The sequence below is a fragment of the Draconibacterium halophilum genome (assembly GCF_010448835.1).
Lineage (GTDB): Bacteria > Bacteroidota > Bacteroidia > Bacteroidales > Prolixibacteraceae > Draconibacterium > Draconibacterium halophilum.
Map to the genome: position 1 here is coordinate 1,276,431 of NZ_CP048409.1, position 23,579 is coordinate 1,300,009.

The following is a 23,579-nucleotide window of genomic DNA, read 5'->3' on the forward strand; positions in this document are numbered from 1 at the left end:
CATAAACGTTTATTGCCAAAATAGGTTTAAAAGAAGGGATTATTTTAGAATTGTTAGAATGATTATGGATTAAACGAAATGGCTTGTCCGTAATTTGGATGAACAACTTTGTCCTTGTCGTATACCTTAAGACCATTTACAAAAGTGCTTACCACCTTGTTTGAAAACTCAGTTCGCTCGAATGGTGCCCATCCGCACTTGTATAGAATATTCTCGGGTGCAACAATCCAGTTTTTAGTCGGATCCACCAGAACCAGATCGGCAAAATAACCTTCGCGAATGTAACCACGTTTGTTTACACGGAATAAATCGGCCGGAGCATGGCACATTTTTTCAATTACCTTTTCTATCGAAATAAATCCTTTTTTACTCAGTTCCAACATGGCAACCAGCGAGTGCTGTACCAGCGGTCCGCCCGACGGAGCTTTAAAGTACGAGTTATTTTTTTCCTCTAAGGTATGTGGTGCATGGTCGGTGGCAATTACATCAATTTTGTCGGCAAGCAATGCTTCCCAAAGTGCTTCTTTATCTTTCACACATTTTACCGACGGATTCCATTTTATGCGTGTTCCATAATCGATGTAGTCGCGCTCGTCGAACCACAGGTGATGGACACAAACTTCGGCTGTAATTGTTTTATCGCTAACCTTGCCCGGCGAAAAAAGGCTCATCTCTTTTGCTGAAGTAAGGTGCAGAATATGCAAACGTGTATCAAATTTCGAGGCCAGTTCCACCGCTTTCGACGATGATTTATAACAAGCCTCGTCGCTGCGAATGTGGCAGTGGCGCGAAATTGGAACGTTTTCGCCATAACGCTGGCGGGCAATTTCGGTATTTGCCTTTATAGTCGCTTCGTCTTCGCAGTGGGTAGCAACCAAAGTTGGTGCATTTTTGAAAATATCAGATAGTGTCTTGTCGTCGTCAACCAGCATATTTCCGGTTGATGATCCCATGAAAACTTTTATGCCACAAACTTTTGAAGGATCAGTTTTCAGCACCTCGTTGAGGTTGGTATTTGTGGCGCCCATGTAAAACGAATAATTTACCGCCGAAACTTCTGCGGCCCGGTCGAATTTTTTTTGCAATTCTTCCTGAGTGACGGCTTGAGGATTGGTGTTAGGCATTTCCATGTAAGTAGTAACACCACCTGCAGCAGCAGCTTTACTCTCGGTAGCAATTTCGCCTTTGTGGGTTAAGCCCGGTTCGCGAAAATGCACCTGGTCGTCGATTACTCCGGGTATTAAAAGTAAACCTGTGGCATCGATTACTTCTGTTGCACTTACATCAAAATCGGCGGGAACAACGTGGGGAAAGACTTTCTCTATTTTTTCACCATCAATTAAAACACTTCCTTTAAATTTTAATCCCTCGTTTACTATTGTTGCGTCTTTAATTAATGTTTTCATCTCCCCTGATTTTTGATTTATAACAAAGTTACTAAAATACGCCGAGACCCTTTCATCTTGTCTCCAACGAAATTGTCTAACCTTTTGTCAAAGGTTTATTATCGCTCATTATTCCTATTTAAGGAGAAATATTCACAAAAAAAGCTGCACTCGGCAGCCTTTTTTTATCATTTATGGTTAATCTTTAATCGTTTCGTTCGTATTTTCGAGTAAAGCTGTTTAATTTCATTTTCAATACGCCCCAAAGTGCTTCATTAAAAATACCACCACTCATTTTCGAGGTTCCTTCCTGGCGGTCGGTAAATACAATTGATACCTCCTTAATCGTAAACCCAAATTTGTGTGCAGTAAATTTCATCTCAATCTGGAATCCGTAACCGATTAGTTTAATTTTATCGAGGTCGATGGTTTCCAGAACTTCTCTCTTCCAGCAAACAAAACCGGCGGTTGTATCGCGCACATCCATTCCGGTAACTATACGTACGTACATCGATGCAAAATACGACATCAGCACACGACCGAGCGGCCAGTTTACCACATTAATTCCGGTAATGTAACGCGAGCCAACAGCAACATCAGCACCATTTTCAATAGCTCCAAAAAGCTTAAGTAAATCGTCGGGATTATGCGAAAAGTCGCAGTCCATTTCGCAAACAGCTTCGTAATCTCTTTCCAGTGCCCAATTAAAACCGGCAATGTAAGCAGTTCCCAAACCAAGTTTCCCCTTACGTTCCAGAATGTGGAGTTTGTCAGGAAATTCCTTCATCAGTCGTTTTACAATGTCAGCCGTTCCATCAGGCGAGTTATCTTCTACAATCAGCAAATGAAAAGGCTTTTCTAATGAGAAGACCTTGCGGATCATCTTTTCAACGTTTTCCTTTTCGTTATAGGTTGGAATGATTACTAAATTCTTTGACACTTTTTTGAATATTTGAATGAAGTAACGAAAATACAGTTTTTGTATTAATTCTAAATCGTTTATCAATCAATTATTAAAATCGAACTTATTTGTGTATTTGATAGTAAATGCGACGGTAAAGTTTCCAAATGTTGGGATATAGGTTAATAAAGTGTTAAAAAGATGTGATAGTGCCCAATTAGCTAACAGGTGTCTGTTTAATTCGCAAAATTTGTTCCCGTCGAAATGGATGTATAATAGATTTTCTATGGAAATTAAATGCAGAAAAGGCGGGGAAGAATGTTACGGCCTGAGTGAAATGACTTTACTTTTTGATATAAGTCAGCGATTGATTCAGAGCAAACAGTTTAAGAATGATTTGAATTCCATTGTGAAAATGGTAGCAGAATACCTTGGCGCTGAACGTTGCTTTTTGAACATATTAAATCGCGAGAACGAGCGTATTTATATGGAAGCGGCTTATGGTGTAAATACCAGTCAGCAGGCCCGTGCAAAGTATAAGCTAGGAGAAGGAATTACTGGTAAGGTTGTTGAAATGGCGCGGCCGGTTGTCGTAGAAAAGATTTCAAAATCCTCACTTTTTCTAAACCGCACAAATCAGGAATTGTACAAAGATGGTAAAGAACTAACTTTTGTTTGCGTGCCCGTAATCGATGAAGGAAAAGTGGCCGGAACACTAAGTTTTGCACGTGTTTATAATCCGTATATAAGTGTTGATGAAGATACTCGACTATTAACGATAATCGGTTCAATGGTTGTTCGTACAGCGTTGCACCGCCAGGAACGATTGGAAGAACTGGAAGCGCTGAAACAAAAAAATCTGGAGCTGGAAAGCAGGATTTCAGGGCAAAAACATTCGAATATGATCGGGAACTCGGGGAAAATGCGTGATGTGTTTTCGCTGGTTCAAATGGTTGGAAAAACCAGCTCAACCGTACTTATTCGTGGAGAAAGTGGTGTGGGTAAAGAACTGGTGGCCGATGCAATTCATGAAGCCAGTAACCGCAAAGGAAAGACTTTTATAAAAGTCAATTGTTCGGCATTGCCCGAATCCCTAATCGAAAGTGAACTGTTCGGACACGAAAAAGGAGCCTTTACCGGTGCCGACACACAACGCAAAGGGCGTTTTGAACTGGCCAATGGCGGTACCATTTTTTTGGATGAGATTGGTGATATACCGTTGTCGACACAGGTGAAACTTTTGCGGATGATCCAGCAACGCGAGTTTGAGCGGGTAGGAGGTACGCAAACCATCAAATCGGATGTGCGGATTATCTGTGCAACAAACCGGAAACTGGAAGAAATGATCGAGACGGAAGAGTTTCGCGAGGATTTGTATTACCGGATTAATGTATTTCCGATTTATATTCCGTCGTTGCGCGAGCGCCGCGATGATATTCCGCAGCTGGTTGATCATTTTATTGGCAAGTTTAATAAAGAGAACCAGACAAAAATTAAACGAATTACCACTTCGGCACTCGATATGTTAATGGTGTACAAATGGCCGGGTAACATTCGCGAACTGGAAAACTGCATTGAGCGGGCCTGTATTTTAAGTACCGATAATGTGATTCACAGTTACAATTTACCTCCGTCGTTACAAACAGCCCATTCGTCGAATACCAGCTCGAAAGGCGGAATGGTGTATACCGTTGAACAGGTGGAAAAACAATTGATTCGCGATGCACTAACATCAACAAAAGGAAATATTACTAAAGCTGCCGAAGAGTTAAGAATAACAGAACGGATGCTGGGCACGCGCCTGAAAAAGTACGAAATTGACGCCTGGAGATATAAGGTTTGAGACAGTGTTGGAATATTGGAGGATTAGAATGTTGGAATGCGAAAGTGCTTATTTTTAATTATTATTGCATTAACGCATTTAATCATTTATAAATGGAAAAGAAACTCATTCAGGTTGATTTGCAAAATCCCGTTCATTGCGAGCAGGTGCTTCATCTTTTGAATGATTACATGGAAGATGAAATGGGAATCAACGAACCGATGCCCGAAGGACTTGGCCCAAAAATTATTGAAGGCCTGAGACGGCATTCGGCATACATGGGTTTTTTTGTTTGTATTGGCGATCGATTTGCCGGGCTGGCCAATTGCAACCTCAATTTTTCAACCTGGAAAGCCAGTCCACTGATTAATATTCACGATCTGATTGTTTCTCCCGATTTCCGCCAGCAGGGAGTTGGCCTGTTTCTGCTAAAGGGCATTGAAAAATATACCGAAGAAAATGGTTACTGCCGGATAAACCTCGAGGTGCGCCACGATAATATTAAAGCTCAAAACCTTTATAAAAAAGCCGGTTTTACCGAATGCGAACCTAATAATTTCTTTTGGGAAAACAGGATATAAGGAAATGTCTTACGAAAGATACAGGTCAACTTATGGAAGACGAAGGCTATCTTCGGCCAGCGAATGATTCTCTGCCGTAAGATTGTAACGATGTAAAAAGGGCCATCCGTTGCCGAATGACCCCTTGTTGAATTTATTTGTTGCTTTTTATTTCCATCCGCCACCAAGTGTGCGATACAACGAAACCACAGCATTCAGTTGCTGCACCTGGTCGTTAACATCGCTCAGTTGTGCATTCAACAAACTTTGCTGGGCATTTAAAACTTCGGTATAGGTTGCCGATCCGTAAACCAGCAATTCTTTGGTGTAGTCTACCGATTTCTCCAGCGCATCCAACTGTTTGTTGCGCAGCTCGATCTTTTGTATCGAAGCGTCGTACATGCTTAATGCATCATTCACCTCTGCACCGGCATTCAGCAAAGTACTTTTGAAATTCAGCAGCGCCTCTTCTTGTTGTGCTTTGGCCACTTCCAAACGTGTTTTGTTGGCGCGCTTATTAAAAATTGGCTGAACCAAACCGTCTACAACATTGGCTGCAAACGATGTCGGATCAAACAAATCGCTAAGTTCCAGCGACTCTAAACCTGCATTTGCTGTAAGTGTAACCGACGGGTAAAAGTAAGCTTTGGCACTATTGGTCATATGGTAGGCGCTAATAACGCTGTATTCGGCCTGCATAACATCTGGGCGATTATCCAAAAGTTCTGCGGGAACACCTATTTCTAACAATTCGTGCGCCTGCTGATCCTCCAATTTTCCGCGTTCTACTTTTCCCGGAGTTCTGCCCAAAAGAATACAAAGTGTATTTTCGTTTTCTCGTATTTGCTGTTCAATATCCGGAATAGTTACTTCTGCCGCATAACGCGCAGCTTCACTTTGTACCACTGCAGCACCCGTTACACTTCCGCTTTCTTTTAATGCTTTTATGGTTTCAACCAGTTCGGCACTGTTTTTTACGGTAGCTTTTGTAATCTCAAGCTTGGCATCCAATGCCAGCAAATTGTAATAAACCGAGGCCATGTTTGCAATCAGGCGCGTTTGCACCGCTTTGTGTGCGGCATCGGTGGCCAGATAATTGGCGTATGCCGATTTTTTGGCGTTGTTCAATTTCCCCCAGAAATCGATTTCCCAGCTACTTTGCAAAGTTATTTGCGATGCATTGTAATGGTCGGGGCCATTCGGGCTGGTAGCTTCCGAGTTTTTTACGTAAGTGTGGCCGGCCTTTCCCGACAAGGACGGAGCCAGTTGCGCTTTACTTTGGTAAAAATTCGACTCGGCAACAACAACACGTTGAACTGCAGCTTGCAAATCAAGGTTGTTTCTTAATCCGTCGGCAATTAAACTGTCCAGAATCGGGTCGTTAAACAGGTTTTGCCAATCTTCGTTCGATAAGTTGGAATCGCTAATTTTTGCTTCTCCATACAAACCGTCAGTAAGATTTTTGCTTCGCTGGTATTGATTTGTTGTGCTGCACGAGAAGAACAACACTGAAATACCGGCAATCAGTAATATATTTTTTATTGAATTTGTCTTCATATCTAATCTTTTCTAGCGGATTAACCCAAACTATTCATTTCTGAAATCTCTTGTTGTTCCTTTGGTTTTTTCACTTTTTCTTCTAAAATCTGGAAAACAACAAACATGGCCGGAATAACCAAAATCCCAATCAAAGTACCGATAAGCATACCGCCTACAGCTCCCGCTCCGATAGAACGGTTCCCATTGGCACCAACTCCGCTGGCGATAACCAGCGGAATCAACCCAACGATCAATGCAAACGACGTCATTAAAATTGGGCGAAGTCGGGCAGTGGCACCTTCAACGGCTGCCTCGATAATCGACATACCTGATTCGCGTCGTTGTCGGGCAAACTCTACAATAAGAATGGCATTTTTTGCCAGAAGTCCGATAAGCATTACCAGCGAAATTTGCAGGTAAATGTTATTCTCAACACCTAAAATACGGGCAAAAATAAACGAGCCGGCTATACCAATTGGCAACGAGACAATAATCGAAAGCGGCATAATATAACTTTCGTATTGGGCAGCCAGCAGGAAGTACACAAAAATCAAACTCAAAATAAAAATGATGATTGTTTGATTACCGGCATTGATCTCCTCGCGGGTGATACCCGAGAACTCGTAGTCGTAACCGGTTGGCAACATTTCTGCTGCTACCTCACGTACAGCATCAATTGCATCTCCTGAACTAAAACCCGGATTTGGATTTCCGTTTACCGAAATTGCGGTGTACATATTAAAGCGGCTAATCGTTTCAGGACCATAAACTCGTGTAAGTGTAATGAACTCTGAAATTGGAGCCATTTCTCCATTCCCGGTACGTATTTTAATGTTGTTTAAATCTTCAGGATTACCGCGGTATTCGGCTTCCGACTGTACCATAACACGGTACTGTTTACCAAATCGGTTAAAATCGGATGCATAATAGCCGCCAATATAACCTTGCATGGCCGAAAGAACCGAACTTACCTGCAAGCCCGAGCGCATACAGCGGGCAGCATCAACATCAATTCGGTATTGCGGAAAATTGGTATTAAATGCCGTACGTGCATACTGAATTTCAGGCCGCTGATTTAAAACTCCAAGGAAATTATTGGTTACTTTTTCAAACTCCTTAATATCGCCGCCGGTTTTGTCTTCCAGTTGTAATTCAAATCCACCGGTAACACTAAAGCCCGGAACCATTGGTGGCGAGAAAATGATAATACGCGCACCTTTAATTTGCGAAGTAAGCATGTACAACTTTTGAACAATGCTGTTTAAATCCTGACCTTCGCCTTTTCTTTCTCCGAATGGTTTTAGTCCTGCAATTACCATGGCGTAAGGACTACCCTGCCCACCTAAAAACGAGAATCCGGTGATAGCAGTTCGTCCGTTAATTTCGGGAATGGTTGCCAATATCTGATCAACTTGTTTGGCCACTTCAGCAGTTCTTTCTGATGAAGAAGCCGGTGGCATGGCAATATCAACAAACATTCGGCCGGTATCTTCTGCCGGAACAAAACCTGTTGAAGTTGTTTTCATAAGGTAGCCCAGCAATGCAACAAAAACTACGATCATTCCAGCTGCCAGCCATCTTTTGTTGATAAAGAAGTGGGTAACCTTTTTATATTTTCCGGTCATGGCTTCAAAAGCGGTATTAAAAGCCGTATAAAAACGCTTCATTACCCCCTTTTGTGCTTTTTCCTCTTTGCTGTGTGGTTTCAGAAACAGCGCACAAAGAGCCGGACTTAAGGTAAGCGCGTTAATTGCTGAAAGTAGAATTGCCACCGTTAGTGTAATACCAAACTGACGGTAGAAAACACCGGTAGTTCCTGTAATAAAAGTAACCGGAATAAACACCGCTGCCATTACAAGCGTAATGGAAATAATGGCTGTTGAAATTTCGCTCATGGCGGAAATGGCCGCCGATTTAGCGTTTCGTGCGCCACCGTCGAGTTTGGCATGAACCGCCTCAACCACCACAATGGCGTCGTCAACCACAATCCCTATGGCCAGAACCAGTGCGAATAAGGTTAGCAGGTTAATGGTGAATCCGAACAAATTCAGGAAAAAGAAAGTACCGATAATAGAAACCGGAACCGCAATTGCCGGAATAAGTGTAGCCCTGAAATTTTGGAGGAATACGAATACCACAATAAATACCAGGATAAATGCTTCGAGTAGTGTGTGTAATACTTTTTCGATTGATGCATCGAGGAATTCGTTGGTGTTCATCAGTTCGATATAATCAACTCCCGGAGGAAATGATTTGGATGCTTCTTCCAGGGTGTTTTCTATTTCAAGAATCACATCTCTAGCATTCGAACCGGCAGATTGGAAAATTGCCATGGTAATACCTGGTTGTCCCTGTGTTTGCGTCATGGCGGTGTAATTCATCGATCCTAATTCCACCCGGGCAATATCTCTAAGGCGAAGAACATTGCCATCTTCATCCGATTTTATAACAATATTTTCAAATTCTTCAGGCTGTGTCAATTTTCCCCGATAACGAATTACGTACTCAAAACTTTGATTGTTTTCGCTACCAAAACGTCCCGGCGCGGCTTCAAGGTTTTGGGCATTAAGGGCAGCAACAACATCCGAAGGCATTAAATGGTAACTCGACATAATATCCGGTTTTAACCAAATACGCATCGAATAGTCTTTTTGTCCAAATACCAATGCCTCACCAACGCCGTTAATACGTTGCACTTGCGGCATCAGGTTAATTTTGGCGTAGTTTTGTAAGAATGTTTCATCGTACTTCCCATCTTTACTATAAAGCGAAAATACCATTAACATGTTGTTCTGGCGCTTGGCAGTAATAACCCCGGCACGTGTAACTTCGGCCGGTAAAAGAGCATTGGCGCGTGTAACCCTGTTTTGCACATTCACTGCTGCCATGTCAGGATCGGTGCCCTGTTTAAAATAAACCTGTATGGTTGCAGAACCGTTATTACTTGCTGTTGAGCTCATGTAAATCATGTCTTCAACACCATTAATCTGCTCTTCAAGTGGAATAACAACACTGCTTAAAACAGTTTGCGCATCGGCACCGGTATAGTTAGCCGATACCCTGATGGTTGGCGGAGCAATATCGGGGTACTGCTCGATGGGTAATGTGGTAATACCGAGTACACCCAGAATTACCAATAGGATTGAAATAACGGTTGAGAGAACCGGTCTTTCTATAAATTTATTAAACATACTTTTTGGTTCTTAATTGATTAATTGTTTGACGGTTGATTGTTTTCTTCAACTGCTTGTTGCCTGGCCAGTTGGGGTTTAATTTCCATGCCATCGCGGAGGGACGTAATTCCTTCAACAACAATTTTGTCGCCGGCTTTTAAACCTGACGTAACAACAAAAACGTCTTTCAAATCTCCTGCAATTATCTGAATCTCGGTATTTACAACTTTATTTTCGCTGTTGAGAACGTAAACAAAATGTTTTTCCTGTATTTCGTAACTGGCAGGCTGTGGAACCAGCAAAACATCTTTGTGGTATTCCGGTAACCGAATATTTCCACTTCCGCCCGAGCGTAGGTTTCCTTCAGTGTTAGGAAACGAAGCACGCATATTTATAGCTCCGGTTTGCGAATCAACAATTCCGCTGGCAATTTCAATTTTACCTTTCTCGCTATAGGTTGATTTGTCGGGAAGAATTAGCTCTACTTCAGGCAGGTTTGCCAGTTTTTCGCGCATGTTGTTTCCTTGCAGTTCTTTTGTCATTTGTAAAAATACTTTCTCGTTTATGGAGAAATAGGCGCGCATGCTGGCAGTATTTGATACTGTTGTAAGCGGCTGGGTAACTGAGCTGCTTACCAAACTTCCAACGCGGTACGGAAAAGTTCCGATAATGCCTTTTGTTGGACTGGTAATCATGGTGTACTGGAGATTGGCTTTTGCATTGGCTAAATTTGCCTGTGCCTGCGCCAGTTGTGCCTCGGCCGATTGTAAGTTTGTTTTTACCGATTCGAGCTGAAAATCGCTGACAATATTTTTCTCTACCAGCGGTTTTGTTTTCTCCACTTCGATTTTTGCAGTGGCAACCTGCGATTCGGCAACTTTAATCTGTGCTTCGGCTGACCGAACCTGTGCCCTGATATCGTTTGCATTAAGTTGAAAAAGAAGCTGGCCTTTTTTTACATAGTCACCTTCGTCAACAAATATTTTTTCGATATAACCTGCAACTCTGGGGCGAATTTCAACAGTTTGTTCGCCTTCAAGTGTGGCCGGAAAATTTTGATAAAGAGTAATGTTTTGTGGTGTAACTTCTTGTACCAGGTATTCGGGAACCTGGCCTCCCATCGTTGGGTTGCTTCCTTGTTGGTTATTCGAACAGGAAGAAAAGATTAAAAGAATGGCAAGCAGTGCCATGCTTGTAGGTTGTACAATTGTTTTCATGTTTTTTGTGTCTATTGTATTATAATTTCTTATCCTTGTTTTAGCAGCACGACAGGCATTCTTTAAAACCTGTGTTATGCTGAATTTTTGAGATCACATGCTCAAAATTTGTTAGCTCTTCCTGCGAAATTCCATCTAAAAGTTCTGTTGAAACTTCTACTGATTTGGCTTTTAGTAACTCAAGCATTTCAATTCCTGCCTTCGTTAGCTGTAAATTTTTTTTTCGTTTATCTTCATCATCTTGCGTACGCATTACATACCCCAAATCAATAAGTGTATTAATCTGGCGCGTAACAATTGATTTGTCGCGTAAAAAGTGATTAGCAAGATCTTGTTGGGTAGATGCTGAATTTTCGTGGATGTAGAGTAACACTACAAACTGTTCCAGCGTTAACTCTAAATTATTTTCCTTAAACTTTGCCATTAACTTATGGCGAACCAATTTCATGGTTTGCCCAAGCAAATAGGTCAATGGTTCTTTTGTTTTCATCACTTTCTAGTTTTTCTGTGCTGCAAAGCTAAGACAAATTAGTTGCTAAAGTCAACTAGATTTTCAGATATTATTTAAAAAAAATCTAAACAAATTGCAAAGTGTTGATAATCACTAGGTGTGTTGTGTTTTCTATTTGTTAACTTAAAAAGAGGCGTGGTATATACTTTTTAAGCTAAAAACGATTCAAGAATCTGAAGTTATACCCTTTCCTACCTAAATGTAGGTTACCTCAATGTTAACACCCCGAATGCCCCTTAAACATGGGCTTCTTAAAATTTTCCACCTTATTGTGTGTATTACGGTTTCATTCTACAAAAATGTAGGATTACTTCTCGTGAATTGTAATGAAAATAAAATTTTGAAAAATTTTTACAGACAGTAAATCAGTTAGTTAATTCAGGTTTGTGTGCCGGAAATATGTTGTCGAGCATATTTTGTGGCACCAATATGGCGTAATGGCAATCAAACGATTTAACTTAAAATATAAAATCATGAGAAAGATTGCAATTTATGGAAAGGGTGGAATTGGTAAATCAACCACAACCCAAAATACTGTAGCAGGATTAGTTGAAGCAGGTAAAAATGTAAAAGTTGTGGGTTGCGACCCTAAAGCTGACTCAACCCGATTATTATTGGGGGGTATGGCCCAGAAAACAGTGTTGGATACACTTCGCGAAGAAGGTGAAGATGTAGAGTTGGAAGACATTGTAAAAGTAGGATACGGCGGTGTTCGTTGTGTTGAATCAGGTGGTCCTGAACCAGGTGTAGGATGTGCCGGTCGTGGTATCATTACTTCTATTAATATGTTGGAGCAGTTGGGTGCATGGGACGAAAAATTCGAGCTTGACTACACTTTCTACGATGTACTTGGTGACGTTGTTTGCGGTGGTTTCGCCATGCCTATTCGCGAAGGTAAAGCAGAGGAGATTTACATTGTAGTATCGGGCGAGATGATGGCAATGTATGCCGCCAACAACATCTGTAAAGGTATTAAGAAATATGCTCAGGCAGGTGGTGTTCGTTTAGGAGGATTGATTTGTAACTCGCGTAAAGTTGATAACGAATCAGCAATGATTGAAGAGCTTGCCAGACAGTTGGGTACGCAAATGATTCACTTTGTTCCTCGTGATAATATGGTTCAGCAGGCCGAAATCAACCGTAAAACTGTTATTGAGTTCAATGCAGAACATCCTCAGGCCGATGAGTACAGAGCCTTGGCAAAAGCGATCGACGAAAACGAAATGTTTGTAATTCCTGAACCACTTGAAATGGAAGTGTTGGAGAAATTATTGATCGACTTCGGGATTGCCAGCTAATTGTCTATCACGCTGTCATTTCGAACGAAGTGAGAAATCTCTTTCATCGAGGGAATAGATTTCTCCTCATTCTTCGTCGAAATGACAGGATATAACTCAATATTTTAAACTAAAGAAAAGGAGAATATAACATGTTAATGGTAAGAGCTATTATACGCCCGGAGAAATCAAGTAAAGTACTGAAAGCCCTGTTCGAGGCTGGATATATTGCAGTAACAAAGATCCCTGTTGTGGGACGTGGTAAACAGCGCGGTATTAAAATAGGCGATGTTACCTATGATGAACTTCCGAAAGAAATGTTGATCATGGTAATCAAAGACGAAGACAAAGACTTCGCTATCAGCACCATAATGGAAGCAGCGCGTAGCGAACCGAAAGGTGCCTTTGGTGATGGAAAAATCTTTGTAACCTCAGTAGACGAGGCCTACACCATCAGTCGCGGAACAAAAGAATTATAACCTTAAAACTGTACGACTATGAAGATGGTATTGGCGATCATCAGGATCGATAAAATGAATGCAACAAAGCGGGCACTTACCGCAGCGGGCATTACTTCAATGACGGCCACCGGAAAAGTTTTTGGAAGAGGAAAAGGTGCCTGGGATGCCCAGGTAATGGAAGGTGCAAAAAAAGATATGCCAGAAGCACTTACGCACCTCGGGAAAGAACCCCGGCTGAGACCTCAGCGCGTACTAAATATTGCGGTTTCCGACCACAATGTGCAATTAACAATTGATACGATTATCGAAGTTAATCAGACTCCTGCTCCCGGCGATGGAAAAATATTTGTCCTTCCATTGGATGATACGTATCGGGTTCGCACCGGCGAAACAGGGACGACAATTCTTTAATTAAAAAAGACAAAATTATGCCGAATAAGAAAGATTATACCAACGGATTGCCCGATGCTTCGCAACTGAAGGAAGAGATTCTGGCAAAATATCCGCGAAAAGTAGCCAAGAAAAGAGCCAAGGCGATGGTTATCAACGATCCTAACGAAAGTCAGGAGATTGGCGCCAATATTCGTACCGTGCCTGGAATTATTACACAACGTGGGTGTACTTATGCCGGTTGTAAAGGGGTGGTTTTAGGACCTACACGCGACATCATCAACCTGGTACACGGACCAATTGGTTGCAGCTTTTACGCCTGGTTAACAAGGCGTAACCAAACCAGGGCTCTTGAAGGTGATCCAAACTTCATCACCTATGCATTTTCTACCGATATGCAGGATGAAAACATCGTGTTTGGTGGAGAGGCAAAATTAAAAGATGCCATCCGCGAAGCTTTTGATACTTTTCATCCAAGTTCAATCGGTATCTTCTCTACATGTCCGGTAGGTTTGATTGGTGACGACGTTCATGCTGTTGCCCGTGAAATGAAAGAAGAACTGGGAATTAACATCTTCGGATTTAGCTGCGAAGGTTACCGTGGAGTGTCTCAGTCGGCCGGTCACCACATTGCCAACAACGGTATTTTTAAACACGTTGTAGGTAACGACGACCGCGAGCGTACCGGTAAATACCAGGTAAATTTATTAGGTGAATACAATATTGGTGGCGATGCTTTCGAAATCGAAAGTCTTTTCGAAGAAATCGGAGTAACGCTTATTTCAACATACAGTGGTAACTCAACCGTTGAAAGTTTTGCCTACTCACACACTGCCGACCTGAACATGGTTATGTGCCACCGTTCCATCAACTACATTGCCGAGATGATGGAAGAGAAATATGGTATTCCATGGTTTAAGGTCAACTTTATTGGAGCCGAATCAACTGCAAAATCATTGCGTAAAATGGCTGAATATTTTGGCGATCCGGAAATGATTGCCAAAGTTGAAGAAGTTATTGCACGGGAGATGCTAAAAGTGAAAGCAGTTGCCGAAGCTGTTAAACCAAAGGTTGAAGGTAAACTGGCAATGATGTTCGTTGGTGGATCACGTGCTCACCACTACCAGGATTTATTTACTGAACTGGGTGTTCGTGTAGTTTCTGCCGGTTACGAGTTTGCTCACCGCGACGACTACGAAGGACGTGAAGTTCTTCCGAACATTAAGATTGACGCCGATACACGAAACATCGAAGACCTTGTGGTTACCAAAGATGAAGAAAAATATCGCGACGATCTGGCCGAGAAAAAAGCCAAACTGGAAGCTGATGGTTACGAGTTTAAAGATTACAAAGGTATGATGCCTGATATGCAGAAAAACTCGCTGGTAATTGACGATGTAAACCATTGGGAAACTGAAAAGCTGATTGAATTCTACAAGCCTGATATGTTTTGTGCGGGTATTAAAGAAAAATACGTGGTACAAAAATATGGTGTGCCATTAAAACAGCTTCACTCTTACGACTATGGTGGTCCATACGCAGCCTTTGGTGGTGCAATAAATTTCTACAAGGAAATGGAACGTATGCTGGGCACTGATATTTGGAAACTGGTTGATACACCGTGGAAACACGAGCCAGAGATTGTTGGAAGTGTAACCGTTGACGCTTAGTGAGACTATGATTTTGGGAGTCTGAAGACGACTGAAAATCATTAAGTCGAACGCGTCCCGGCAACGGAGTTCGTCGGGGCATAAACGGATTCTTGGATTCCCATTAATCGATAATCAATAATCATTAAAAATTGAAATCATGTTATTACGACATACAACAAGCGAAGTAAAAGAAAGAAAAGCACTAACGGTTAACCCGGCAAAAACCTGCCAGCCGGTTGGTGCTATGTACGCAGCTCTTGGAGTGCACGGTTGTTTGCCACACAGTCACGGTTCGCAGGGCTGTTGCTCATACCACAGAAGTGCCTTAACAAGACATTATAAAGAGCCTGTAATGGCTGCAACAAGTTCATTCACCGAAGGATCATCAGTATTCGGTGGACAGGCAAACCTGTTGCAGGCGATCGATAATATTTTTGGAATTTACGATCCTGATATCATTGCCGTTCACTCAACTTGTTTGTCAGAAACAATTGGTGACGACCTTGGACAAATCGTTAAAAAAGCATTGGACGATGGTAAAATACCTGAAGGTAAATTCGTTGTTCAGGCATCAACTCCAAGTTACGTGGGATCTCATGTAACAGGTTATGCCAACATGCTTGAAGCATTTGTAAAATATTTTTCATTCAATACCGATGAGAAAAAACGTCAGGTTAATATGTTGTCAGGTTGGGTTGAACCAGCTGATATGCGTGAACTGAAACGTTTGGCAGGATTGATGGACTTAAAAACAGTTCTGCTGCCCGATACTTCAGACGTTTTGGATACGCCAATGGACGGAACATATAAAATGTACCCGAAAGGCGGAACAACCCGCGAAGAGATTGTAAGCATGGGCGACAGTATGAGAACTGTTGCAATGGGCGAGTGGGCTACTGAAAAAGCAGCCATTACGTTGGATAATAAATGCAAGGTGCCTTTTTCTATGACTGACGTTCCAATCGGTTTGAAAGCTACCGACCGCTTTATTCAGGCGCTTTCTACTGCCGGTAAAGTTTCAATTCCTGATTGTATTTCAGATGAACGCGGTAAACTTGTTGACGTGATTACCGATATGCATCAGTATTTATACGGTAAGCGTGTTGCCCTTTGGGGAGATCCTGATACATTATTACCATTGATCGAGTTCCTGGTAGATATAGATATGAAACCTGTATACGTGGTTTCCGGAACACCGGGTAAAAAATTCTCGAAACGTGCAATGGAAATTCTGGAAGCAAAAGTACCCGAAGCAAAAGTTCGTAACGGAGCTTCTGCCGATATGTTCCTGATGCATCAGTGGATTAAAGAAGAGCCTGTTGACTTGCTGATTGGTAACACCTACGGTAAATACATTGCCCGCGACGAAGGTATTCCATTCGTTCGTTCAGGATTCCCGATCATTGATCGTATTGGTCACAGTTATTTCCCAACCGTTGGGTACATGGGAGGTATACGTCTTCTGGAAAGCATTCTTGGAGTCATCATGGACAAAATTGATGCAACAAGTCCAGAAGAGTCGTTCGAACTTACAATGTAGTTGCAATATAATTCAAAATTGATTTCGAGGTGGGTTCAGCTGAGTCGCTCTCAGCTGAACTTCACCCGAAATAATTAGCACTACATAACAAGAATCAGAGATAATAAATCAGAATTGTAATTAGGATAAGACCTGCTTGCAGGCAACTTCGTCCATCTTTTAACTTTTGAATTATGAGCAACTATCTAAAAGATCGCGAAAGCCAAATCCTTACAAAAGGAAACGACGCTGCAGAAATTTCCTGCGATAAAAAAAGTCTGGCCGGGTCAGTTTCGCAACGAGCTTGTGTGTTTTGCGGATCGCGCGTGGTGCTTTATCCCATTGCCGATGCATTGCATGTTATTCACGGTCCGGTTGGTTGTGCTTCTTATACCTGGGATATTCGTGGTTCGCTTTCGTCGGGGCCACAGTTACATCGCCTGAGTTTTACCACCGATTTAAAAGAAAGAGACGTGGTTTTTGGCGGCGAAAAGAAATTGTATCACGCCCTTATTGAATTAATCGACAAACATCAGCCAAAAGCTGCCTTTGTTTTTTCAACCTGTATAATCGGAGTTATTGGCGACGACGTGGAAGCCGTTTGCCGCCAGGTTACAAAAGAAAAAGGCATCGACGTTATTCCGGTAATGTCGGAAGGGTTTAACGGCACCAAAAAAGACGGCTACAAAATTGCTTGTGGCGCACTTTCAAAATTAGTTGGAACAAACAACGACTACACACCATCAAAATATTCAATCAATATTCTTGGCGACTTTAACCTTGCCGGCGAGTTGTGGATTTTGGCTGAATACTACAAAAAACTGGGTGTTGAAATCATTTCGTGTATGACCGGTGATGGTCGTGTTGAACAGATTCGTCGCGCACATAAAGCCTCGCTGAACGTGGTTCAGTGTTCGGGATCGATTATGCACCTGGCTAAAGAGATGAAAGAAAAATACGACATTCCTTTTATGAAGGTTTCCTATTTCGGAATCGAAGACATGTCGGAAGCATTGTACGAAGTAGCCAAATTTTTCAAAGATGATGAAATGATGGCCAAGGCCCGCGAACTGGTTACCAACGAAATTTCAAAATTATTACCGGCACTGCAACCCTACCGCCAAAAGCTGGAAGGTAAAAAGGCAGCCATTTATGTAGGTGGTGCTTTTAAAGCTATTTCGCTGGTAAAAGCCTTGCGTTTGCTGGGGATGAAAACAGTGGTTGTTGGCTCCCAAACCGGAAATGCGGAAGACTATAAACTACTAAAAGATTTGTGTGATGAGGGAACCATCATTGTTGATGATTCCAATCCAAACGAACTTTCTGAATTTGTGAAGCTAACCGGAGCCAACCTGTTTATCGGCGGCGTTAAAGAACGCCCTATTGCACATAAACTGGGCCTTGGCTTTTGCGATCACAACCACGAAAGAAAAGAAGCACTGGCCGGCTATGTCGGCATGATGAACTTTGCGAAAGAAGTTTATGCCTCGGTTACAAGCCCGGTGTGGAAATTTATCGCCCCTCCCAACCTCCCCGTGGGGGAGGAGTAAAAAGAGAAGTTCTTCTAAATCTTACTACAAAATTGGATTGAAATGAAAAAGGGAAATACTATTTTAAATTCTTCGCACTATATTGATACAAGAGCGGTTTCTTTCTCCTCCCCTACGGGGAGGTCGGGAGGGGCTGAATACAAGGCAACACAAAATGCCTGTAAACTTTGTTCGCCATTGGGAGCCAGTGTCGCTTTCAAAGGTTTTAAAGGCTGTGTTCCGCTAATTCACGGTTCGCAGGGCTGCGCAACTTACATTCGCCGTTACCTTATTTCGCATTACAAAGAGCCAATCGACATTGCCTCGTCGAATTTTACCGAAGATGCTACCATTTTTGGTGGCGACGAAAACTTCAAACTGGCTGTCCTTAATATTATCAATCAATATAAACCGGAAATTATCGGTATTGCCTCAACCTGTTTGAGCGAAACCATTGGCGACGATGTTAGCCTTTTCCTGCACCATTTTCTGGAGAAGCATCCTGAAATCGACACTGATTTTGTAATGGCTTCAACACCCAGTTACCAGGGAACGCACATCGACGGATTTCACGAAGCAGTTGCCAGCGTGGTAAAACGTTACGCCAAAAAAGGTATTTCGCAAGATCATGTAAATCTTTTCCCTGGTTTTGTTTCAACCGAAGATTTGCGCTTGCTGAAAGAAATTATGGCCGACTTTTCGTTGGAGCACATTATGATGCCCGATTATTCTGAAAGTCTCGACAATCCGGTTTGGGATACTTATCACCGTATTCCCGAAGGAGGAACTGCAAAAGAGGATGTAGTTAAAAGTGGCAGTGCCAAAGCCAGTATCGAATTCGGTACTATCCTGAACAAAGGAAAATTATCAGGCCGCGTAAAAAGCAAACAATTGTCGCGCACCGGGGCACAGTTCCTGAAAAACGAAATGGATGTACCGTTGGTAAATATCCCAATGCCAATCGGTATCACTCAAACCGATGCCTTTTTTGAGGAGCTTAAAACTCTTTCGGGCAACGATATTCCTGAAAAATATACCAAACAACGTGGTCGCCTGGTAGATGCTTATGTTGATGCACATAAATACACCTTTGGCAAAAGGGCAGTGGTGTATGGCGAAGAAGATTTTGTAGTTGCCATGGCAGCTTTCCTTGATGAAATTGGAATTGAACTGGCGCTTGTTGCCACAGGCGGCGAAAGTGGCATGTTGGAGAATGAAATAAAAAATATTGTCCTGAGAATAAAGATAAAGTGGTGGTTCGCGAAGGATACGATTTTGAAAGTATCCGCGATTGGAGCCTCGAAAATAAACCTGACATCCTGATCGGGCACAGCAAAGGCTACTACATCGCCCGCGAACTAAATATCCCGATCGTTCGGGTAGGTTTCCCAATTCACGATCGTGTGGGCGGACAACGCATAAAACATCTTGGTTATTCAGGTACGCAGGAATTATTTGATAAAGTAGTGAACGCACTGATTGAACACAAACAAAGTATTTCGCCGGTAGGCTATAAATATATGTAAAGCCCCTCCTAACCTCCCCAAGGGGAGGGAAAAAGAGAGGATGAAACTTCTAAAATATTGGACTATGAAAGACATAAAAAGTAATACAGAACAAAACTCCTCCCCATTGGGGAGGCCGGGAGGGGCTATTGACATTAAAACACATCCCTGTTTCAATAAAGATGCAAAAGGCAAATATGCCCGCGTGCATCTCCCGGTGGCACCGCAATGTAATATTCATTGTCATTATTGCAAACGCGATTACGATTGCGTAAACGAAAGCCGCCCTGGTGTTACCAGCGAAGTACTATCGCCTGAGCAGGCTTTAGCCTACACCATCAGGCTAAAAGAAAAAATGCCGCATTTGTCGGTTGTGGGAATTGCCGGCCCCGGCGATCCGTTCGCCAATCCGATTCAAACCATGACAACACTTCGGTTGATTCGAAAAGAGTTTCCGGAAATGATCCTTTGTCTTTCGTCAAACGGGCTGAATGTATTGCCGTATGTTGATGAATTGAAGGAGCTGGAAGTTAGCCACGTTACCATTACGCTGAACGGAACTGAGACAAAAACATTATCACAATTATATAAATGGGTGCGTTTCGAGAAGCGCGGATATTTTGGAGAACAGGCAGCTGAAATTCTGCTGCGGAACCAGATGGAAGCAATCCGTGCATTAAAACGTGCTGGTATTACTGTTAAAATCAACTCGATTGTAGTGCCGGGAATCAATGATAATGTGATCGTTGATATCGCCAAAAAAATGAAAGAGATGGAGGTGGATATTATGAATACCATTCCGCTCTACCCGGTTGAAGGAACTCCTTTCGAGGATTTTGAAGAGCCTTCGCCAAAACGAATGAAAGAATTGCAAAACGGTATAAAAGAATATTTACCACCGATGACGCACTGTGCCCGTTGTCGTGCCGATGCTGTTGGATTGCTGGGACAAGACGATGCAGAAGCAAAACAGATCTTGTCGGAAGTGTCGAACCTGTCGGTGAATGTTGACAAAACAAAACCATACGTCGCAGTTGCAAGTCACGAGGGATTGTTGGTAAACCAGCACCTTGGAGAGGCAACGCAGCTCTATATTTTCAGAGAAACGCCAAATGGCTATCGTTTGGTGGAACAACGTGCAACACCAAAACCCGGAGCCGGAAACAGTCGTTGGGCAGTACTGGCTGATGTGATCGATGATTGCAGGGCCTTGCTGGTTGGCGGAATCGGACCATCGCCATCGTCGATTATTGGCCGGGCAGGAATCAAGATCGTTGAAATGACCGGCTTGATCGATGAGGGATTGGATGCCGTTTACAAAGGCAAAGAACTCCGGACACTGAAAAAAGCCGATGTTTTTAAATGTGGTTCAGAATGTTCGGGAAAAGGAACCGGTTGCGGATAGAAGTTTCATCAGAACGTCATGCTGAACTTGTTTCAGCATCTTTTGGTAACCATTTTTCAGATTCCGAATCCGTCAGATGACGGGCCGAATGACGAATTATAATAATCAAAACAAATGAGAATAGCAGTAACAACAAGTAACGGAGTAAAGGTTGACCAGCATTTTGGAAAAGCTACCCGCTTTGATGTGTACGACGTGGAAGGTGATGAAATGAAACTCGTGGAAACACGCGAAGTTACATCGTATTGCAGCGCAGGAGGCCAACCTGTTGCCGATCATAAATTTTCATCCGATCGATTTTCAACAGTAAAAGAAAAACTCGAGGATTGCGAAAAGCTGTACACCATGCAAATTGGTGAAAAGCCAAAAGAGCAATTCGATATCATTGGAATAGCAGTACAAACCTGCACCTGCTCGGTGGATAAAATTCCCGGGTGCAGCGGAAAATGTAAATAATTAATAGCTGTCATTTCGACGACGAAGGAGGAGAAATCTATTTCAAAGGAGCAGATTTCTCCCCGTCAGCCGACGGATCGAAATGACAAAAATTAGAAATAGTATCAACTTAAAATATAGAGCGACATGAAAAAACCAGAATTTCACATTTTAGTATGCAACTCGTACCGGGTTGCCGGCGATGCACAAGGTTATTGTAACAAAAACGGTTCATCCGATTTAATTCAATATATAATGGAAGAATGTAACGACCGCGGCATGGACGTCGCGGTCTCTTCCACCGCTTGTTTAAACGTTTGCTCACAAGGGCCCGTAATGGTTATTCACCCAAATAACTATTGGTACGGAGGAATTAATGAAGAGAAAATCGACGAAATTTTAGATGCACTGGAGGAGGGGGAGGCCGTTGAGGATTATCTCATAAGCGAATAAGTTAAACTGCATACTCAATTGATTTTCCCCTCTTATCCAATTGTTTTTCAGAGTGAGCCTTGGTGAAGCTTTGAAATTACAATGGATAATGCCGATAGATGTTTGAAAATAAACTCTCATCGGTAGAACCAGAACTAATCAAACTTCAACTTGTATAGTATTCCCGGCTTGTGCCGGGGGTACTTTTATCGGATTGAAAACCAATAACAATTATATATTATGAAGGATGAGAAGTTCCCATATTTGATCGACACTACGCTGCGTGACGGAGAACAAGCTCCGGGTGTAGTATTTTCATTGAAAGAGAAACTCGAAATTGCTCAAAAGCTTGATGAAATTGGAGTACCGGAACTGGAAATCGGAACTCCGGCCATGGGCGAAAAAGAGCAGAGCGACATTCATTGTTTGATCAACCAGGGATTTTCCTTCGCTTCTACCTGCTGGTGCAGGGCAACTTTCAACGACTTGGAAGCTGCCCTGGCTACAGGAGCAAAAAGGGTCAACCTTTCGTTCCCGGTTTCCGATATACAACTTGAAACGCTTGGGAAGTCGCGCGACTGGGTACGCAAAAACCTTCCCGGGATCATGAATTTTGCCACAAACCATTTCGAATTTGTGGCAGTTGGTGCGCAGGATGCTTCACGTGCCGATTACGATTTCCTTAAAGAATACATCTATCTGACAACTTTATACGGCGCCAAACGTGTGCGCATTGCCGATACGGTAGGAGTTCTGAATCCGCTTTCCACACAGAACCTGTTTACCCGTTTAAGCGGCGATTTTGCCGATGTAGATTTTGAATTTCACGGGCACAACGATTTGGGTATGGCAACCGCCAATCACGTTGTGGCATTACAATCGGGCGCACAAAGTGTGAGTCTTACTGTTAACGGTTTGGGTGAGCGAGCCGGAAACGCCTGTTTGGAAGAAGTGGCTTTTGCACTAAAATACTCCTGCGGTTACGACTTTAATTTCGAAGGAAAGAAAATGGTTCAGCTTTCGAAACTGGTGGAACGGGTTTCAGAGCGAAAGTTAGCATTATCGAAACCCGTGTCGGGAGAACTGGTTTTCTCGCACGAATCCGGAATTCACTGCCGCAGCCTAAAAGAAAATCCACTTTCATACCAGCCTTTTAATCCGAACGAAATTGGACGACAAACCGAGTTGGTAATCGGAAAACACTCGGGAATGGGCGCAGTTGACGAGATGCTGCAAAGGCGAAATATATTCCTTCCAAAAAACGAACTGGCCATTCTTGTCGCTAAAATCAAAAAGCTGTCGATCGAGTTAAAGCGCGACCTGCATTTTAATGAGGTGAAAAACCTCATTTCGTCGAACATTTAATTAGCGAGACAAAAAAATTACAACATTTTAATACAACAAGGTTGAATAACTAAAATTTGAAATTATGGCAAACTGGACAAAGTACATGGATGAGGCCGACAGCTACGCAAAAGCAGCAGTTGGTTCGTACAAAAAAGAGAAATTGGGAAGCCTGGTAGTATATAATGTATTAAGCATGGCAGTGGAAAACTATCTGACGGCTTTGTGTGTAAGTACCGGCGAGCTGCCCGAGCATTCGGGAATAACAGCCATGTTAAGGCAGGTTGCTAAGAAAATGGAAATTCCTGAAGAGTTTCTTGTGGAGGCACGGTTTCTCAATCGCTTTATGAATTTCTGCTCGCTGGAAGTGCTGGAAACACTTGAGCCAACACGCGAAGAGTTGTCGAGAATGCTCGATTTTACCAATGCATTGAAAGAATATTGTAATGCGGCACTAGTTGAAGAAGAGTCCGTTTAGGATTTTTCAGGACTGCTTTAGAAGCGAATGGTGCTTTTAATGAA

Annotated in this window: 19 protein-coding genes and 1 pseudogene; 14 read left to right on the plus strand and 6 right to left on the minus strand. The window is 42.5% G+C overall.

Going from position 1 to position 23,579, the window contains the following annotated elements; translation table 11 throughout:
- Positions 1-62 precede the first annotated feature (62 nt).
- Both G0Q07_RS05170 and G0Q07_RS05175 read right to left on the minus strand, forming a co-directional pair.
- Positions 63-1,406: a dihydroorotase gene (locus tag G0Q07_RS05170; RefSeq protein ID WP_163345083.1), complete on the minus strand. Its 1,344-nt coding sequence runs from the start codon at positions 1,404-1,406 to the stop codon at positions 63-65.
- Positions 1,407-1,590: 184 nt separating this feature from the next.
- Entirely contained in the window at positions 1,591-2,325 is a 735-nt protein-coding gene (locus tag G0Q07_RS05175) for a polyprenol monophosphomannose synthase (protein ID WP_163345084.1), read from the minus strand.
- A 247-nt stretch (positions 2,326-2,572) separates the two neighbouring features.
- On the opposite strand from G0Q07_RS05175, the gene G0Q07_RS05180 reads away from it, so the two are divergent.
- Together G0Q07_RS05180 and G0Q07_RS05185 are read left to right on the plus strand one after the other, a co-directional pair.
- Entirely contained in the window at positions 2,573-4,129 is a 1,557-nt protein-coding gene (locus G0Q07_RS05180; RefSeq protein WP_163345085.1) for a sigma-54-dependent Fis family transcriptional regulator, read from the plus strand.
- Positions 4,130-4,221: 92 nt separating this feature from the next.
- Positions 4,222-4,689, plus strand: coding sequence for a GNAT family N-acetyltransferase (locus G0Q07_RS05185; protein WP_163345086.1), 468 nt, complete (start codon positions 4,222-4,224; stop codon positions 4,687-4,689).
- Between the two features lie 147 nt (positions 4,690-4,836).
- Here G0Q07_RS05185 and G0Q07_RS05190 read toward each other — a convergent pair whose 3' ends face one another.
- The 4 genes from G0Q07_RS05190 to G0Q07_RS05205 are packed head-to-tail and all read right to left on the minus strand — an operon-like array spanning position 4,837 to position 11,087.
- Positions 4,837-6,225 carry an efflux transporter outer membrane subunit gene (locus G0Q07_RS05190; RefSeq protein ID WP_163345087.1) on the minus strand — a complete coding sequence of 463 codons (1,389 nt, stop codon included), beginning with the start codon at positions 6,223-6,225 and terminating at the stop codon, positions 4,837-4,839.
- Between the two features lie 20 nt (positions 6,226-6,245).
- On the minus strand, positions 6,246-9,398 hold the full coding sequence (locus G0Q07_RS05195) for an efflux RND transporter permease subunit (RefSeq protein ID WP_163345088.1): 3,153 nt from the start codon (positions 9,396-9,398) through the stop codon (positions 6,246-6,248).
- 20 nt (positions 9,399-9,418) lie between these two features.
- Complete coding sequence (locus G0Q07_RS05200; RefSeq protein WP_163345089.1) at positions 9,419-10,597, minus strand: efflux RND transporter periplasmic adaptor subunit; 1,179 nt, start codon at positions 10,595-10,597, stop codon at positions 9,419-9,421.
- A gap of 40 nt (positions 10,598-10,637) precedes the next feature.
- A complete protein-coding gene (locus tag G0Q07_RS05205; protein WP_163345090.1) occupies positions 10,638-11,087 on the minus strand; it encodes a MarR family winged helix-turn-helix transcriptional regulator in 450 nt (149 codons plus the stop codon).
- 494 nt (positions 11,088-11,581) lie between these two features.
- On the opposite strand from G0Q07_RS05205, the gene nifH reads away from it, so the two are divergent.
- From nifH to G0Q07_RS05265, 12 genes and pseudogenes are all read left to right on the plus strand, one after another.
- Entirely contained in the window at positions 11,582-12,406 is an 825-nt protein-coding gene (gene nifH, locus G0Q07_RS05210; protein WP_163345091.1) for a nitrogenase iron protein, read from the plus strand.
- A gap of 131 nt (positions 12,407-12,537) precedes the next feature.
- Positions 12,538-12,864 carry a P-II family nitrogen regulator gene (locus tag G0Q07_RS05215; RefSeq protein ID WP_163345092.1) on the plus strand — a complete coding sequence of 109 codons (327 nt, stop codon included), beginning with the start codon at positions 12,538-12,540 and terminating at the stop codon, positions 12,862-12,864.
- Positions 12,865-12,882: 18 nt separating this feature from the next.
- Entirely contained in the window at positions 12,883-13,257 is a 375-nt protein-coding gene (locus G0Q07_RS05220) for a P-II family nitrogen regulator (protein ID WP_163345093.1), read from the plus strand.
- 17 nt (positions 13,258-13,274) lie between these two features.
- On the plus strand, positions 13,275-14,906 hold the full coding sequence (gene nifD / locus G0Q07_RS05225) for a nitrogenase molybdenum-iron protein alpha chain (RefSeq protein ID WP_163345094.1): 1,632 nt from the start codon (positions 13,275-13,277) through the stop codon (positions 14,904-14,906).
- A 139-nt stretch (positions 14,907-15,045) separates the two neighbouring features.
- Positions 15,046-16,428, plus strand: a complete 1,383-nt coding sequence (gene nifK / locus G0Q07_RS05230; protein ID WP_163345095.1) for a nitrogenase molybdenum-iron protein subunit beta — start codon at positions 15,046-15,048, stop codon at positions 16,426-16,428.
- A 173-nt stretch (positions 16,429-16,601) separates the two neighbouring features.
- A complete protein-coding gene (gene nifE, locus G0Q07_RS05235; RefSeq protein ID WP_163345096.1) occupies positions 16,602-17,957 on the plus strand; it encodes a nitrogenase iron-molybdenum cofactor biosynthesis protein NifE in 1,356 nt (451 codons plus the stop codon).
- Positions 17,958-17,999: 42 nt separating this feature from the next.
- Positions 18,000-19,462 (plus strand): annotated as a pseudogene (locus G0Q07_RS05240) (nitrogenase component 1).
- A 64-nt stretch (positions 19,463-19,526) separates the two neighbouring features.
- The gene (locus G0Q07_RS05245) at positions 19,527-20,846 is read left to right on the plus strand and encodes a radical SAM protein (RefSeq protein ID WP_163345097.1); all 1,320 of its coding nucleotides are present in this window, start codon (positions 19,527-19,529) and stop codon (positions 20,844-20,846) included.
- A 114-nt stretch (positions 20,847-20,960) separates the two neighbouring features.
- On the plus strand, positions 20,961-21,302 hold the full coding sequence (locus G0Q07_RS05250; protein WP_163345098.1) for a NifB/NifX family molybdenum-iron cluster-binding protein: 342 nt from the start codon (positions 20,961-20,963) through the stop codon (positions 21,300-21,302).
- Positions 21,303-21,428: 126 nt separating this feature from the next.
- The gene (locus tag G0Q07_RS05255; RefSeq protein ID WP_045033451.1) at positions 21,429-21,734 is read left to right on the plus strand and encodes a (2Fe-2S) ferredoxin domain-containing protein; all 306 of its coding nucleotides are present in this window, start codon (positions 21,429-21,431) and stop codon (positions 21,732-21,734) included.
- Between the two features lie 219 nt (positions 21,735-21,953).
- On the plus strand, positions 21,954-23,078 hold the full coding sequence (locus G0Q07_RS05260) for a homocitrate synthase/isopropylmalate synthase family protein (RefSeq protein WP_163345099.1): 1,125 nt from the start codon (positions 21,954-21,956) through the stop codon (positions 23,076-23,078).
- A 64-nt stretch (positions 23,079-23,142) separates the two neighbouring features.
- Positions 23,143-23,535, plus strand: a complete 393-nt coding sequence (locus G0Q07_RS05265) for a HEPN domain-containing protein (protein ID WP_163345100.1) — start codon at positions 23,143-23,145, stop codon at positions 23,533-23,535.
- Positions 23,536-23,579: the final 44 nt, after the last annotated feature.

What these genes read in the sequence shown, in the direction of transcription:
- G0Q07_RS05170 (WP_163345083.1), bottom strand. Translation starts at nt 1,406, where the DNA reads ATGAAAACATTAATTAAAGACGCAACAATAGTAAACGAGGGATTAAAA.
- G0Q07_RS05180 (WP_163345085.1), top strand. Translation starts at nt 2,573, where the DNA reads ATGGAAATTAAATGCAGAAAAGGCGGGGAAGAATGTTACGGCCTGAGT.
- G0Q07_RS05185 (WP_163345086.1), top strand. Translation starts at nt 4,222, where the DNA reads ATGGAAAAGAAACTCATTCAGGTTGATTTGCAAAATCCCGTTCATTGC.
- G0Q07_RS05190 (WP_163345087.1), bottom strand. Translation starts at nt 6,225, where the DNA reads ATGAAGACAAATTCAATAAAAAATATATTACTGATTGCCGGTATTTCA.
- G0Q07_RS05195 (WP_163345088.1), bottom strand. Translation starts at nt 9,398, where the DNA reads ATGTTTAATAAATTTATAGAAAGACCGGTTCTCTCAACCGTTATTTCA.
- G0Q07_RS05200 (WP_163345089.1), bottom strand. Translation starts at nt 10,597, where the DNA reads ATGAAAACAATTGTACAACCTACAAGCATGGCACTGCTTGCCATTCTT.
- G0Q07_RS05205 (WP_163345090.1), bottom strand. Translation starts at nt 11,087, where the DNA reads ATGAAAACAAAAGAACCATTGACCTATTTGCTTGGGCAAACCATGAAA.
- nifH (WP_163345091.1), top strand. Translation starts at nt 11,582, where the DNA reads ATGAGAAAGATTGCAATTTATGGAAAGGGTGGAATTGGTAAATCAACC.
- G0Q07_RS05215 (WP_163345092.1), top strand. Translation starts at nt 12,538, where the DNA reads ATGTTAATGGTAAGAGCTATTATACGCCCGGAGAAATCAAGTAAAGTA.
- G0Q07_RS05220 (WP_163345093.1), top strand. Translation starts at nt 12,883, where the DNA reads ATGAAGATGGTATTGGCGATCATCAGGATCGATAAAATGAATGCAACA.
- nifD (WP_163345094.1), top strand. Translation starts at nt 13,275, where the DNA reads ATGCCGAATAAGAAAGATTATACCAACGGATTGCCCGATGCTTCGCAA.
- nifK (WP_163345095.1), top strand. Translation starts at nt 15,046, where the DNA reads ATGTTATTACGACATACAACAAGCGAAGTAAAAGAAAGAAAAGCACTA.
- nifE (WP_163345096.1), top strand. Translation starts at nt 16,602, where the DNA reads ATGAGCAACTATCTAAAAGATCGCGAAAGCCAAATCCTTACAAAAGGA.
- G0Q07_RS05245 (WP_163345097.1), top strand. Translation starts at nt 19,527, where the DNA reads ATGAAAGACATAAAAAGTAATACAGAACAAAACTCCTCCCCATTGGGG.
- G0Q07_RS05250 (WP_163345098.1), top strand. Translation starts at nt 20,961, where the DNA reads ATGAGAATAGCAGTAACAACAAGTAACGGAGTAAAGGTTGACCAGCAT.
- G0Q07_RS05255 (WP_045033451.1), top strand. Translation starts at nt 21,429, where the DNA reads ATGAAAAAACCAGAATTTCACATTTTAGTATGCAACTCGTACCGGGTT.
- G0Q07_RS05260 (WP_163345099.1), top strand. Translation starts at nt 21,954, where the DNA reads ATGAAGGATGAGAAGTTCCCATATTTGATCGACACTACGCTGCGTGAC.
- G0Q07_RS05265 (WP_163345100.1), top strand. Translation starts at nt 23,143, where the DNA reads ATGGCAAACTGGACAAAGTACATGGATGAGGCCGACAGCTACGCAAAA.